A 12747-nucleotide genomic window follows, 5' to 3' on the forward strand; every position below is an offset into this window, starting at 1 on the left:
TATCAAAGGAGATCGTTGGCCGAGCGAAGAACGACGCCCGGGACGATATCGTCCGAAGAGATCAGCCTCTTCGTGTTCAGTGTGAAAACGTGGCTCTCTCCCGGCAGCAGGGACACAAGCATGGAATCCACCACCGCAGTCGGATCGAGCCGGTCGGCCATCAGGCAAAGATCCTTCAGAAAAGTTCTGGCCGTGACCTTCACCTCGCAGCCGTCGACACCAAGCGTGACTGCGACGCCAAACTGCGGCCTCGGCAGCTTCAGGTCGACATCCTCGACGAAATAGTGGAAGGCTCGTTTGTCGAGCATCTCTACGACGACCACCTCGTCATCAGCCGCATCTGGAGTGGCGATGTCGTCCGGCAGGATGAATTCCTTGGCTTCGAACCTGTCGCAGAGCAGCCGCCAGAATTCGAATTCGGCAAGCACCGTCCCGTCGAGCTTCATGCGCCTGCCGCTGATTTTCGACCGCCAGAAAAGCGTCCGCTCGTTGACGGCTATGGCGGCGAGCTTGTCTCCCCTCGGCTGGATCGTCAGCAGGCGCGGATCGAAAGTCTGTTGCAGGGCGTACCAGAGCGGCTTTCGCCGCCCCGCGGAATCGAGTGCGGACCAGGAGGTTACCGGCCAGCAATCGTTGAACTGCCAAACCACTGCACCTTTGCAGATGCCGCGATTCGAGCGCATATGCTCGACGGCGAAGCGGATCGCGCGCGCCTGGTTCAACTGTGTGGCGAAATGCCAGTCGGCCATCGTCTTCGGTATGGGCAAATGGCCGGCAAGGCCGCGGATCAGCCGCTCGTTGCCATGTGTCGCCTTTTGATGATGGAAGACGCCATGTGATTGCGGCGTCAGCGGATTGTCATGCACGCTTTCTTCGAGCGTCGCCCAACTCGGCGGTGCCTGCCAGCCGAATTCGGAGCAAAAGCGCGGGATATAGTTGCGATAAACCTCGTAGCCGACGTCGTTCCACACATCCCAGATATGCTTGCACCCGTGTTCGTCCGCATTGGGCGCGATATCCATCGTGCCGGAATAGGGACTACCGGGATAATAGGGCCGGTCGGGGTCGAGTTCGGCGCACAGCTTCGGGAGCAGATCGAGATAATAGCCAAGCCCCCAGGTAACGCCCTCCTTGATGATCGGCCGCCAGCCCCACTCGTCGAAGCCCCAGATATTCTCATTGTTGCCATTCCAGACGATGAGCGAAGCATGTGACATCAGCCGGACGACATTGTCACGTACCTCGGCTTCCACTTCGCTACGAAGCGGCTCTTCCTCCGGATAGGCAGCACAGGCAAAGAGGAAGTCTTGCCAGACCAGCATCCCGGCGCGGTCGCACGCCTCGTAGAATCCATCGCGCTCGAAAATGCCGCCGCCCCAGACGCGCAGCATATTGATGTTTGCTGCCTTCGCCTCGGCGATGCGCGAGACATAGCCGTCCGAAGTCACACGCGAGGGGAAGCAATCGTCGGGAATCCAGTTCGCGCCGCAGATGAAAAGCGGCACCTCGTTGACGATGAAAGTGAAGGCTGAGCCATGTGCGTCCGGCGCAGTATCTAGCCGGACAGAGCGAAAGCCGATCGCCTTGGAATAGCTATCGAGTAAGTCATCGTTTACGCTATCGCGCAACTCGATCTTCAGCGGATAGAGTTGCTGGGCGCCGAGATGATGCGGCCACCAAAGCTGCGGCGATGGAACACGGATGTCGAAGCTGACCTCTTCGGCATCTTCCGCAATCTCGACCGTATGAAATACGCCCGCAATCTCGGTGACAATCCTGCAGGCACCCGATGCGCCATGCTGCGTCAGCTTGGCATGGACCTTCACCAGGCCATCGCCACCTGCAAGCGTCGCCGATATCCGCGTCTCGAGGAGCCGTGCCCGATCCCAGCTTTCCAGCCGCACCGGCTTCCATATCCCCGCAGTCACCAAGGTCGGTCCCCAGTCCCAGCCGAAATTGCAGGCCATCTTGCGCATCAGGTTGCCGGGCCCGGGATAATTGTTGGGCCGGTAGCCGTAACGCTTCTCCATCTCCGCACCGTGGGCATAGGCGGAATGGAAGGTGACGCTGAGTTCGTTGACGCCGGCCTTCAGCAAAGCTGAAACATCGAAGCGGTAGGTGCGATGCTGGTTGAAGGTTCGCGCCACCTCCTCGCCGTTCAATCGGATCGTCGCGATCGTATCCAGCCCGTCGAAAACCAGCTCATGAACTTTGCGTTCATCAGGGGCGGCTTCGAAGCTGCAGCGATAGGTCCATTCCGTTCTGCCGATCCAGTCGTTGCTGATCTCGTTGACGTCGAGATAGGGGTCGGGGATCAGCCGGTTTGCCAGAAGGTCGAGATGCACACAGCCGGGAACGGCTGCGGGAATGAATTCGGGCAGTCCGGGATGCTCTGTATCGTTGCAGGAGAGCGTCCAGCCGCTGTGAAGTTCGGCTTTTTCGATCATGGGAGTGCTCTTACTGGAAACGACCGTGACGCTGCAGAACTTCGATCTTGTAGCCGTCGGGATCGGTGATGAAGAAGAAGAGGCCGAAGAGCTTGCCGTCGCGGTTGAGCTCGACAAGCTTGCCGGGGTTGAGGCCGGCTTTCGTCAATCGCTCGTGTTCGACGGCGACCTCATCGACCGAAACGGCGAGGTGACCATAGCCGTTGCCGAGGTCGTAGGATGCGGTACGGCCCTTGTTGATCGTCAGCTCCAGCTCGAATCCGGTCTCGGCATTGCTCATATAGATCAGCGTGAAGGTCTCGAAATCGACCCGATCGGCGACTGTCAGCCCCAAGACCTTGCTGTAGAAATCGACGGAGCGCGCCTCGTCGAGTACGCGGATCATGGAGTGGATCATCTTTGCCAAGGCGGCCTCCCATTGCCGGTATTGCGGCAGCCTTGGTAGCTTTCCCGCTATGCGGGGCGCAAGCCTATTCTTTGCGTTATCGCGCTTTCGATGAGGCCCATTGCATCGTAGATCAGCACGGCCATCAGGCCGACGATGAGACCGCCTTGCAGGATGAAGGCTGTATTGTCGGAGATCAGGCCAGCGATGATGACCTCGCCAAGGCCCTTTGCCGCAACCGTCGAGCCGATCGTCGCCGTGCCGATATTGATGACGGTCGCGACCTTTAGTCCCTCAAGGATGAGCGGAAGCGCAAGCGGCAGCTCAACGCGCAAAAGCCGCTGTGTCGCATCCATCCCCATGCCGTCAGCGGCATCAAGAACGGACGGCGAAACCTGACGCAATCCGGAGACGGTATTCTCGAAGATCGGCAGCAGGCCATAGAGAAAGAGAGCGATCAGCGTCGGAGCGGCGCCGAAGCCTGTGGCCGGAACGGCAAGCGCCAGCACGGCGACCGGCGGGAAGGTTTGCCCGGCATTGGCAATCGCGCGTGAGAGCGGCAGGAAATCCTCGCCGCTTTTCCGCGTCACGAAGACGCCGGCCAGAACCGCCAGAATGGCACTGCCGACGATCGAGACGGCCACCAGTTGGAGGTGGCCGAAGGCAAGCGATGGCAGGCTGTTTTGCGTGTAGACCGGCGGCGCGTTGTTGCTGGTCAGTGGCACCAGTATGAAGGAAAGCCACTCGGTCCTGAAAAGCAGGATCAGGAGTAGCCCCAGCGCTGCGAAACGAAAGAGGTTGGCGACGACAAGCTTCATGCCTTGCGGCCCAGTTCGAGAAGCCGCGTCATGGAGATCGAGCCGACCGGAGCCCTGTCGGCATCTTGTACAACTGCTTCCTCGACCCCTTGCCAGATCATTTCCGCGAGAGCGTCCCGAAGGCTGATCGATTGCGGCAGTGCGTAAGGCAGCCCTGTCTTGGCGGGCGCCATGCTTGCCTTGAGCGGCAGCAGCGACATCAGTTTCAAGGCCCTGTCGGAAGTACCGGTCAACTGTTGCACGAAGGGGTCCGCCGGTTCGGTCAGTATCTTTTCCGGCGTCGAGCATTGCAGCAGCCTGCCCTCGCTCATGACGGCGATCTGGTTGCCGAGGTGGAAGGCCTCGTCCATGTCGTGGGTCACGAGAATGACGGTCGTGCCGAACTGCTTCTGGATCGCCAGAAGATCGTCCTGCGCCTTTCCGCGGATAACTGGATCGAGCGCACCAAAGGGCTCGTCCATCAGCAGTAGCTCTGGTGCGGCGGCGAGCGCGCGGGCTACACCGACGCGTTGCTGCTGACCGCCGGAAAGCTGATGGGGGTATTTTTCGGCAAAACTTGCCGGATCGAGATTGAAGAGACCGAGGAGCTCGTCGACGCGCCCGGCGGTGCGCGCTGCGTCCCAGCCCAGCAGTTCCGGTACGGTTGCGATATTCTGCGCCACGGTCCGGTGCGGAAAGAGCCCATGACCCTGGATTGCGTAGCCGATCTTGCGGCGGAGGTCTGTTGCCGGCACGTCCATGACGTTCTGCCCGGCGACGAAGATCTGCCCTTCGGTGATCGGGACTAGCCGATTGATCATCCGCATCAGCGTCGATTTGCCCGAACCGGACGTGCCGACGATGACGGTGATCGAACCCTTCTCGACACTCATCGAGACACCATCGACGACGGTTGCAGCGCCATAGCGTTTGGTGACGTTCCTGATCTCGATCATGGTCATGCGGCCGATCCCCGTATGCTGTCTATGACCGCATCGAGGATGACGGCCGATGAAAAGGCGAAGAAGACGGTCGGCACGGCACCGAGCATGACGAGATCCATGGCGGTCTGCCCGAGGCCCTGGAAAATGAAGATGCCGAACCCGCCGCCGCCGATGAGCGCTGCGATCGTCACGAGGCCGATCGCCTGTACGAGCACGATGCGGATGCCGGTGAGAATGACCGGAAAGGCAAGCGGCATATCGATGCCGGTCAGGATTTGCCGGCGCGTCAGTCCCATGCCGGCGGCTGCATCCCGCACTGAAGGATCAACGCCCTCAAGACCGACGACCGTATTGGCTACGATCGGCAGCAAGGAATAGAGCACGAGCGCGATCAGCGCCGGCGCCGTGCCAATCCCGCGGATGCCGAGGTCCGCTGCGAGCGGCACATGCGTTGCGATATAGCCGAGCGGCAGCATAAGGATGCCGAAGAGCGCAAGGCTCGGGATGGTCTGGATCAGGCTGAGGCCCTGCAGCGCGGCGGCGCGCAGCTTCGGTACCCAGAAACAGAAGATGCCGAGCGGCAAGCCGACGACGATCGCGATCGCAAGCGAACCGAGGGCAAGCAGCGAATGGGCGACCGCCTCGGACCAGAATTGAGCAGACCGCGTTGCGAACTCCTTCATGATCGACAGGCTGTCGAGCAAGCCGGAAGTAAGGCAACCGGCCAAGAGCGCAGTGTAGCCGATCAGCGCGGCGACCCGCATCCACGGCGTCAGACGGACCTTGACGAGCGCATCCGAAATGATGAGACCGACGACGGCAAACAGCACCCAGAAACCGCCTCCCGGCGTCATGCGCGCCGCATTGCTGTTGGGTGGAGTAAAGGCCGCGGCGACGAGACCGATCGCCGCGACAAGTGCTGCCAGCCCGAGCGTCGCAATCGCAAGCCGCAACGGGGCGCTCTTTGCAAAGAGTGCAGCAAATGCGGTGGCGACCAGCAGAATGGCGAGAATGATGATGGAAGGTTGGTCGAGAAGCTGCGTAAGCAGCATCGGCTTGCCGGAGGCAATGCGGTTTGCCTTCACATAGATGAAGGGCAAAAGGGCCGTGGCGATGATGCCGGCAGCCACGAGAACCACGCCGAGCCGATCCAATTTGCGGACCGCTAAGGTTTCTTCCATCGATCCATCCTGTCTGGAAAGCAGCCGCTCCGCCCTGCGATGAGGGCGGAGCGTAAGAAGATTACTTCAGGAAGCCCTTTTCCTTCAGATAGGTTTCGGCAACAGACTTTGCCGGCTCGCCCTCGACCTGGATCCTGGCGTTCAGCTTTCGCAGTTCGTCGGCCGTCAGGCTCTTGAAGATCGGAGCGAGGATTTCCTCGATCTTTGGGTTCGCCTTCAGCACGTCCTCGCGGATGATCGGGGTCGGCGCATAGACCTGCTGCACGCTCTTATCGTCTTCAAGGACGGTGAGTTCGGCCGCTTCGATTGCGCCGTCGGTGCCATAGACCATGGCGGTGTTGACGCCGTTCGTCTGGTCGGCGGCGGCCTTGATCGTCGCTGCCGTGTCGCCGCCGGAAAGGACGACCATCTGGTCGGGCTTGAATTGGAAGCCGTAGGTGGTCTGGAAGGCGGGAAGCGCACCGGCCGAGTTCACGAACTCGGCGGAAGCTGCAAGCTTTGCATCGCCGCCACCGGCCACCCATTTGCCGAAATCGGACATGGTCTTGAGGTTGTTCGGACCGGCGACATCGTTGCGAATGCCGAGCGCCCAGGTGTTGTTGGCAGGCGAGGGGGCCAGCCAGACGATCTTGTTGGCATCGTAGTCGAGCTTCTTGGCCATCTCGTAGCCCTGCTCGAGATTCTTCCAGGCTGCATCATCGGCCTTGTTGAAGAAGAAGCCGGCATTACCGGTATATTCCGGATAGATATCGATTTCGCCGGCCGTGATCGCCTTGCGCACGACCGGCGTCGCTCCCAGTGCGATGCGGTCCTGCGTCTTGATGCCGTTGGCTTCCAGCGCCAGCGCAATGACGTTGCCGAGCAGCGTGCCTTCCGTATCGATCTTCGACGAGACGACGACGTCGGCAGCATGGGCCGCACCCGCCGCAAAAGCGGAAAGTGAAACGGCAAGCGCGAGTTTCTTGAGCATGGAGTGTCCCCTTGGTTACACCGTTTGACCGTCGCGAGGGCCCCCGGCGGGAACCTTCGCGCATGAAATCCGCCGGCCAAAGCGCATAAGCGATCATGCCGGACATACGAGCATCATGGAAATAGTGTGCGCTCTCGAAAAATCGATGCAACCCCTCTCCAGTATCTGCAGTCGCGGCGCGATTATGGCCGTGAAAGCATCACCGCGCGCGAAACTGCATTTCCTTTTGCAAGGCCGCGGCGGTTTGTTTTTGTCCCCTTGCGTGTTTCCGCAATCCTCCGGTGCTCTTTATCGGCTGTGCTGCCGCGCCCGGATTTGTTCTCGAAAAGACGATAGCCCGGCAATTCCGGAACAGGGATATCTTTTTTCGTGAACACATCATATCGTCCGGTTTTTCAGTCACTTCCGGAGAATGCCTTGCATCTCGGTGCCCTTTTTGTCGCCAGCCACGTTCTCTCCTCGGGTTCGGTTCGCGAAACCGCGCGGCGCTTCTCGCTCGCGGCCTCCACGGTATCGGCGGCGGTCAGCAATCTTGAGAGTGAGCTTGCGATCAAGTTGACCAAGCGCAGTTCCGGTGAACTCGTCAAACTGATCGCGAGCGGCAAGGTGCGTGACGCGCTGCGCCCCATCATGCACGCGGTCGAGCAGCTTTATGAACTCGCCGGCGAACGCGCCGAAGCCTTCGAAAGCTGGGCATCGCGCATTCCGATCAAGCTCGTGACGATCGAGCGCTTTCTGGAGGTCGCGGATCAGGGCAGCATCAATCGTGCCGCCCGGCGTCTTCAGCTTGGCCAGCCGCAACTTTCATTGCAGATCGCCAATCTTGAGAAGTTCGTCGGTCATCAGCTTCTCGAACGTCAGGCGCAGGGCTCGACGCTGACCGAGAAGGGAAGGCGGGTCTACGGCATCTTTTCGGCGGTGAGCCAGGCCTGGAACGATCTCAAATCAACGGCCGACGAACGCTATCGGCGTGCGGCGCGTTCGCTGCGTATCGGATCGATCATTCCGACGGGTGCGGAAAGCTGGGTTGCGCGCTGCCTGGGCGCTGTGGTGGCCGATTGGAATGCGGGGCGCAGCAAGAATGCCATTTCGCTGATCTCCATGACTGCCGATGATCTGCGGGAAGCCCTGAGATCTGGCCGCATCGACGTGGCGATCCTGGATTCGGTGTTCGAGCTGGAAAGCTTCGGACATCGCGAACTCCTTCGCACCGATCTGGTGGCAATCGCGCCGCCGGCAAGTACGGGGCTGACTGTCGCCGATCTGGTGGCCGAGCATCCCATCTGCACGCCGAGCGAGCGAACCGGCCTGGGCGATGCCGCAACCGCACTGAGCCGCGAGCGGACCGTAAGCCGCCGCTTTCGCAACCAGGATATCATGGCGGCGGATTCACTGCCGGTGATCGTCGATCTCGTCGCGAACCACGGCTATGTCTCTTTCCTCGGACGCGTTAGCGCGCTGCCGATCGCCGATCGCGTCCGTATTGTCGAACTCGCCGAACACATCCCGATTTCCTATCACGTCGCCTTCAATCATCGGAAAGCATCGGCGGATGCCTGCGCCATGATTGCTGCAGCCGTGCACAAGATCATCTCGGAGCCTGTCGCGAAAACCGCTGCTGTCGCCTAAAGAGGCTGTCGGCGGATGAAGGAGATTAGAAAGATGCCGGCTTTGCTGGAAGTATGCGTGGATAGCCCGAAAGGCCTTGCTGCCGCAATCGAAGGCGGCGCGGGCCGTATCGAACTTTGCTCGGCGCTCGAACTGGGCGGCCTGACGCCGGTCGCAGGTCTCATGAAAGCCGCAGCCTCAGCGCCGATCCCAGTCTACGCGATGATCCGTCCGCATACCGGGCCCTTCATCTTCGATGCAGCGGACGAGGATGCAATGATGGCGGATATCGATGCCGTCCGCGCTTTCGGCCTCGCCGGCGTTGTCATCGGCGCCAACCGACCCGACGGAACGCTGGACATGCCGCTCATCCACCGCTTGAAAAAGCATGCTGCCGATCTGGGCTCTACGCTGCATCGCGCCTTCGACCTCGTGCCGGATGCCGATGTTGCGCTAGAGCAGGCCGTCGAGCTTGGCTGCGAGCGCATCCTCACCTCCGGCTGCGCGCCGAAAGCGATGGATGGTCTGGAAACGCTGAAGCGTATCTCCGCAAAAGCCGACGGCCGGATTTCGATCATGCCCGGCAGCGGCGTGCGCTGCGGCAATGTCGCGCAAATTCTGCGCATGACAGGCGCCCGGGAGGTCCATGGCTCGTGCAGTTCGCCGGCGAACATCGATCCGCGCGCCGTCTCTTTCGGTTTTGCGGCACCGGCCTCCAATCGGACAGATGTCGCGGTCGTCCGGCAGATGCGCCAGGCGATCGACGCGGCTTAAGCGGCCACTTTGATGACGGCCTTGATGAGGCCGGTCTTTTCATGCGTCCAGAGGGGGAGGTCGCGCGGCGCGTCGGCAAGTGTCGTGCGGTGCGTGATCAGCTTGTCGACCGGCACGAGACCTTTGGCGATCGAATCCGCGACATGCTCGAAGTCGGCGCGTGTCGCATTGCGGCTGCCGATGACCGTCATTTCGCGCTTGTGGAATTCCGGGTCGGAAAAGCGGATGTCGTCCTTCACGACGCTAACCAGCACCAGTGCGCCGCCATGCGCCACGAAACTGAAAGCCTTCTCCATCGAAGGACCGTAGCCCGTCGCGTCGAACACGGCATCGAAGCCGTCGCCGTCCGTCTTCGCCTTTACGGCTTCCGCCGTTTCTTCATTGGCGACAATGCCGGAGACGAAGCCGAATCGCTCCGAAGCCATCTGCAACCGTTCGGTACTGGTGTCGAGCAGTGTCACGTCATGCCCGGCAATCCGTGAGAAGATTGCAGCCCCAAGCCCGATCGGACCTGCGCCGATGACCAGCGATCGCGAGGCGGCGAGCGCCATCGAACGCCGGACGGCGTGTGCGCCGATCGCCAGGAACTCGACGGTTGCTGCCGCCTCGAGGCTCAATCCTTTCGCGGCATAGAGATTGCCGGCCGGAACGGTGATCTCTTCGCAGAACGCTCCATCGGTGTGGACGCCGAGCACCTTGATACTCGTGCAGCAGTTCGGTTTGTCTTGCCGGCAGGCAACGCAATTGCCGCAGGAAAGGTATGGATTGACGATCACTGGCGTTCCGGCAGTCATCGTGACACCGTCACCCGCCTCGAGCACGGTTGCCGAGATTTCGTGGCCCATGACGCGCGGATATTCGAGGAAGGGGTGTTTGCCTTCGAAGATGTGATAATCCGTGCCGCAAATGCCGACGTGGCTGACGGCAAGCCGGACCCAGCCGGGGGCAGGGGTTCCGGGGAGGGGTGCTCGACCATTTCGAGCACGCCGGGCTTCTGGCAAAGCACTGCTTTCATGATGTGTCTCGCATTCAGAACATGAAGAAGCCGGTCGCGGGACCGGCTTCACGATGTTTCTTCGATCTCACTGGCTCCGGCGGCGGCGCAACTGATCGAAATAGACGATCACGATGATCAGCAGACCGGTGATGATACGCTGCCAGAATGAGTTGACGTTCAAGAGGTTCGCGCCGTTGTTGATCGTGGCCAGGATGAAGGCGCCGATCAACGGACCATGGACCGAGCCGATCGCACCGAAAAGGCTGGTCCCGCCGATAACGGAAGAGGCGATCGCCTGCAGTTCCCAACCGTCGGCCTGGGTCGCGTTGCCGATCGCGATGCGCGAGGCAAGCAGCACGCCGACAAAGGCGGCGAAGGTCGCTGAGAGAATATAGGCGAGATAGATCATGCCGTCGACGCGCACACCGGAAAGGCGGGCAGCTTCGCGGTTGGAGCCGACCGCGAAGAGATAGCGGCCCCACCGGCTCAGATGCAGGAAGACGAAGGACGGAACCGCGACGAGTATGACCATCCAGAAGAGGCTCGGCACGCCGAGAAAGTTGGCGCGGGCGAAGTTCGTGAAGGGCTCGTTGACGATATTGATCGTCGATCCATTGGTGATGAGCAGCCCGATACCACGCAACGAGGTCAGCGTGGCCAAGGTGATGATGAACGGTGGCAGACCCATCTTGACGATGCCGAAACCGTGAAAGGCTCCGATCCCGACCCCGATCAGCAGCGTGATGAGAATGGAGGCCCATACGGGAACCCCCGCCTGCAGAAGCCACGCGAGGATGACACCGGCAAAGCCGACGATGGCGCCGACGGATAGGTCGATGCCGGCCGTAATGATAACGAAGGTCTGGCCGAGCGCCAGGATTGCCGTCATCGCGCCCTGCCGCAGCAGGTTCGAAATATTGAGGGGCGTCCAGAAGCTGACTGTGACGATGCCGAGGAGGATCCAGAGGAAGAGAAGCAATCCGATCAGGGTCAGGCTGAACAGGATGTTCACTTTTCGGCGCGGCGGCGGGGCGACGATTTCCGTGGGGGTTACAGTCATTGGTTCTCTCTCCCTCTTATTCTTTTACTCAGACGCCGATCGCTTCGCCGAGCACTTCTTCATGCGTCGCCGCGTGGTAGTCGTGGCTTGCGACCAACTGGCCGCGGCGGAAAACGTGCAGCCGGTCAGCAAGCTCGTAGACTTCCGGCAGATAGGACGAGATCAGGATGATGCCTGCGCCTTCCTTCAGAAGCTTGGCAAACAGCCGGTAGATTTCCGCCTTTGTGCCGACATCGACACCAACCGTTGGCTCGTCGAAGATGAACAGGCGTGCGCCGTGGCTGAGCCATTTGCCGATGACGACCTTTTGCTGGTTGCCGCCGGACATGCTCGACGCGAGCACACGGCGGCTCGGGGTCTTGATTGAAAGATTGCGAATCTGCCGGTCGGAATTCTCCGATTCCTCGGTGTGGCTGATGACCGGGCCTTTGCTCAGCCTCTTGAAGACCGGCAAGTTGATGTTGAGACTGATAGACAGGTTGAGGCAGAGCCCCTGATCGCGGCGGCTCTCGGGCGCAAGCGCGATCCCGAGCTCCATCGCCGTGCGTTCGTTCTTGATATCGACCTGGTTGCCCATCCAGCGGATTTCGCCGGCCGTCGTCTTTTCGCGGCCGTAGAGGCCGAGTGCGAATTCGCTGCGTCCTGCCCCGATCAGGCCGTAAAGCCCGACGATCTGGCCGGCCTTCACGGTCAGCGATACGTCCTCGAAACCAGGCCCCGAAAGCCCGCGTACATCAAGGATCGTTTCGCCGATCGGAATTTCTTCCTTGTGATAGATCTGTTCGATCGAGCGGTTGATCATCAGTGCGATCAACTCCGCCTCGTTCGTCTCGCCGATCGCGCGCGTGCCGACATGGGTGCCGTCGCGCAGCACCGATACGCGGTCGGCAAGCTCGAAAACTTCTTCCATGCGGTGGCTGATGTAGACGATTGTCACGCCTTCGCCCTGCAGGCGACGGATGAGCTTGAAGAGTTGTGCAGATTCCTGTCGGGTAAGATAAGCCGTCGGCTCGTCGAAGATGAGGAACTGCGTACCGCGCATAGCTGCGCGTGCCGTTGCAACGAGCTGCTGCTGGCCGATGGTGAGCGCACTCAGCAGGACATTTGCGGGCAGGCCGAAGCCGAGATCGTCGAGGACGGCCTGTGCCATCTTGACCATCTGCTTCTTTTGCATGAGGCCGTACTGGTTGACTTCGTCGCCGAGAAAGAGATTGGCCGCAACCGTCAAGTGCGGGCAGAGCACCACCTCCTGGTGGACGGCGTTGATGCCGCGCGCGATCGCCTCGTTCGGCGTCGCAAGTGCAACGGGATGGCCGCACCAGAAAATTTCCCCGGCGGTTCGGCTGATCACACCGGTCAACAGCTTGATGAGGGTTGATTTGCCCGCACCGTTTTCGCCGACTATCGCGTGAATTTCGCCGGCCAGAAAGGTCATCGTCGCAGGCTTTAGCGCTTGGACATAGCCATAATTCTTCTGCAATGCCCTGAGCTCGAGGATTGGTGAGCCCGCAGGAATGCGGTTTGCCTCTTTCAGTGTCGCGCTGTCGTCGTGGCGATGACTGACCTCTTCCAGGCTCATGGACG

At 60.8% G+C, this 12747-nt stretch carries 11 protein-coding genes and 1 pseudogene; 2 read left to right on the plus strand and 10 right to left on the minus strand.

The window, feature by feature from the left end:
* Nucleotides 1-2: 2 nt before the first annotated feature.
* From QA644_RS00610 to QA644_RS00640, 7 genes are all read right to left on the minus strand, one after another.
* The gene (locus tag QA644_RS00610) at nucleotides 3-2447 is read right to left on the minus strand and encodes a glycoside hydrolase family 2 protein (protein ID WP_283070597.1); all 2445 of its coding nucleotides are present in this window, start codon (nucleotides 2445-2447) and stop codon (nucleotides 3-5) included.
* Between the two features lie 10 nt (nucleotides 2448-2457).
* A complete protein-coding gene (locus QA644_RS00615) occupies nucleotides 2458-2853 on the minus strand; it encodes a VOC family protein (RefSeq protein WP_194728826.1) in 396 nt (131 codons plus the stop codon).
* A 47-nt stretch (nucleotides 2854-2900) separates the two neighbouring features.
* Nucleotides 2901-3650, minus strand: a complete 750-nt coding sequence (locus QA644_RS00620; protein ID WP_239595723.1) for an ABC transporter permease — start codon at nucleotides 3648-3650, stop codon at nucleotides 2901-2903.
* The gene (locus tag QA644_RS00625) at nucleotides 3647-4591 is read right to left on the minus strand and encodes an ABC transporter ATP-binding protein (RefSeq protein WP_283070600.1); all 945 of its coding nucleotides are present in this window, start codon (nucleotides 4589-4591) and stop codon (nucleotides 3647-3649) included. Before QA644_RS00625 ends, QA644_RS00620 begins: the two co-directional genes overlap by 4 nt.
* The gene (locus QA644_RS00630) at nucleotides 4588-5754 is read right to left on the minus strand and encodes an ABC transporter permease (protein WP_283070602.1); all 1167 of its coding nucleotides are present in this window, start codon (nucleotides 5752-5754) and stop codon (nucleotides 4588-4590) included. Before QA644_RS00630 ends, QA644_RS00625 begins: the two co-directional genes overlap by 4 nt.
* A 61-nt stretch (nucleotides 5755-5815) precedes the next feature.
* Entirely contained in the window at nucleotides 5816-6724 is a 909-nt protein-coding gene (locus tag QA644_RS00635; protein WP_283070604.1) for an ABC transporter substrate-binding protein, read from the minus strand.
* A 182-nt stretch (nucleotides 6725-6906) separates the two neighbouring features.
* Complete coding sequence (locus QA644_RS00640) at nucleotides 6907-7101, minus strand: hypothetical protein (RefSeq protein WP_074066526.1); 195 nt, start codon at nucleotides 7099-7101, stop codon at nucleotides 6907-6909.
* Between the two features lie 40 nt (nucleotides 7102-7141).
* Between QA644_RS00640 and QA644_RS00645 the strand changes: the two genes are divergently transcribed.
* Together QA644_RS00645 and QA644_RS00650 are read left to right on the plus strand one after the other, a co-directional pair.
* Nucleotides 7142-8353 (plus strand): LysR family transcriptional regulator, encoded by a 1212-nt coding sequence (locus QA644_RS00645; RefSeq protein WP_283070605.1) that lies wholly within the window; start codon nucleotides 7142-7144, stop codon nucleotides 8351-8353.
* Between the two features lie 33 nt (nucleotides 8354-8386).
* Entirely contained in the window at nucleotides 8387-9106 is a 720-nt protein-coding gene (locus QA644_RS00650; RefSeq protein ID WP_283070606.1) for a copper homeostasis protein CutC, read from the plus strand.
* Here QA644_RS00650 and QA644_RS00655 read toward each other — a convergent pair.
* From QA644_RS00655 to QA644_RS00665, 3 genes and pseudogenes are all read right to left on the minus strand, one after another.
* A pseudogene (locus QA644_RS00655) lies at nucleotides 9103-10121 on the minus strand (zinc-binding alcohol dehydrogenase family protein). The gene QA644_RS00650 and the pseudogene QA644_RS00655 sit on opposite strands and share 4 nt — an antisense overlap.
* Before the next feature lie 67 nt (nucleotides 10122-10188).
* Nucleotides 10189-11163, minus strand: a complete 975-nt coding sequence (locus QA644_RS00660) for an ABC transporter permease (protein ID WP_039843804.1) — start codon at nucleotides 11161-11163, stop codon at nucleotides 10189-10191.
* Between the two features lie 28 nt (nucleotides 11164-11191).
* Nucleotides 11192-12742, minus strand: a complete 1551-nt coding sequence (locus QA644_RS00665) for a sugar ABC transporter ATP-binding protein (protein ID WP_283070607.1) — start codon at nucleotides 12740-12742, stop codon at nucleotides 11192-11194.
* Nucleotides 12743-12747: the final 5 nt, after the last annotated feature.

The sequence above is a fragment of the Rhizobium sp. CC1099 genome, from assembly GCF_029714385.1.
Taxonomy (GTDB): Bacteria; Pseudomonadota; Alphaproteobacteria; order Rhizobiales; family Rhizobiaceae; genus Rhizobium.

What these genes read in the sequence shown, in the direction of transcription:
- QA644_RS00610 (WP_283070597.1), bottom strand. Translation starts at nt 2,447, where the DNA reads ATGATCGAAAAAGCCGAACTTCACAGCGGCTGGACGCTCTCCTGCAAC.
- QA644_RS00620 (WP_239595723.1), bottom strand. Translation starts at nt 3,650, where the DNA reads ATGAAGCTTGTCGTCGCCAACCTCTTTCGTTTCGCAGCGCTGGGGCTA.
- QA644_RS00625 (WP_283070600.1), bottom strand. Translation starts at nt 4,591, where the DNA reads ATGACCATGATCGAGATCAGGAACGTCACCAAACGCTATGGCGCTGCA.
- QA644_RS00630 (WP_283070602.1), bottom strand. Translation starts at nt 5,754, where the DNA reads ATGGAAGAAACCTTAGCGGTCCGCAAATTGGATCGGCTCGGCGTGGTT.
- QA644_RS00635 (WP_283070604.1), bottom strand. Translation starts at nt 6,724, where the DNA reads ATGCTCAAGAAACTCGCGCTTGCCGTTTCACTTTCCGCTTTTGCGGCG.
- QA644_RS00650 (WP_283070606.1), top strand. Translation starts at nt 8,387, where the DNA reads ATGCCGGCTTTGCTGGAAGTATGCGTGGATAGCCCGAAAGGCCTTGCT.
- QA644_RS00660 (WP_039843804.1), bottom strand. Translation starts at nt 11,163, where the DNA reads ATGACTGTAACCCCCACGGAAATCGTCGCCCCGCCGCCGCGCCGAAAA.
- QA644_RS00665 (WP_283070607.1), bottom strand. Translation starts at nt 12,742, where the DNA reads ATGAGCCTGGAAGAGGTCAGTCATCGCCACGACGACAGCGCGACACTG.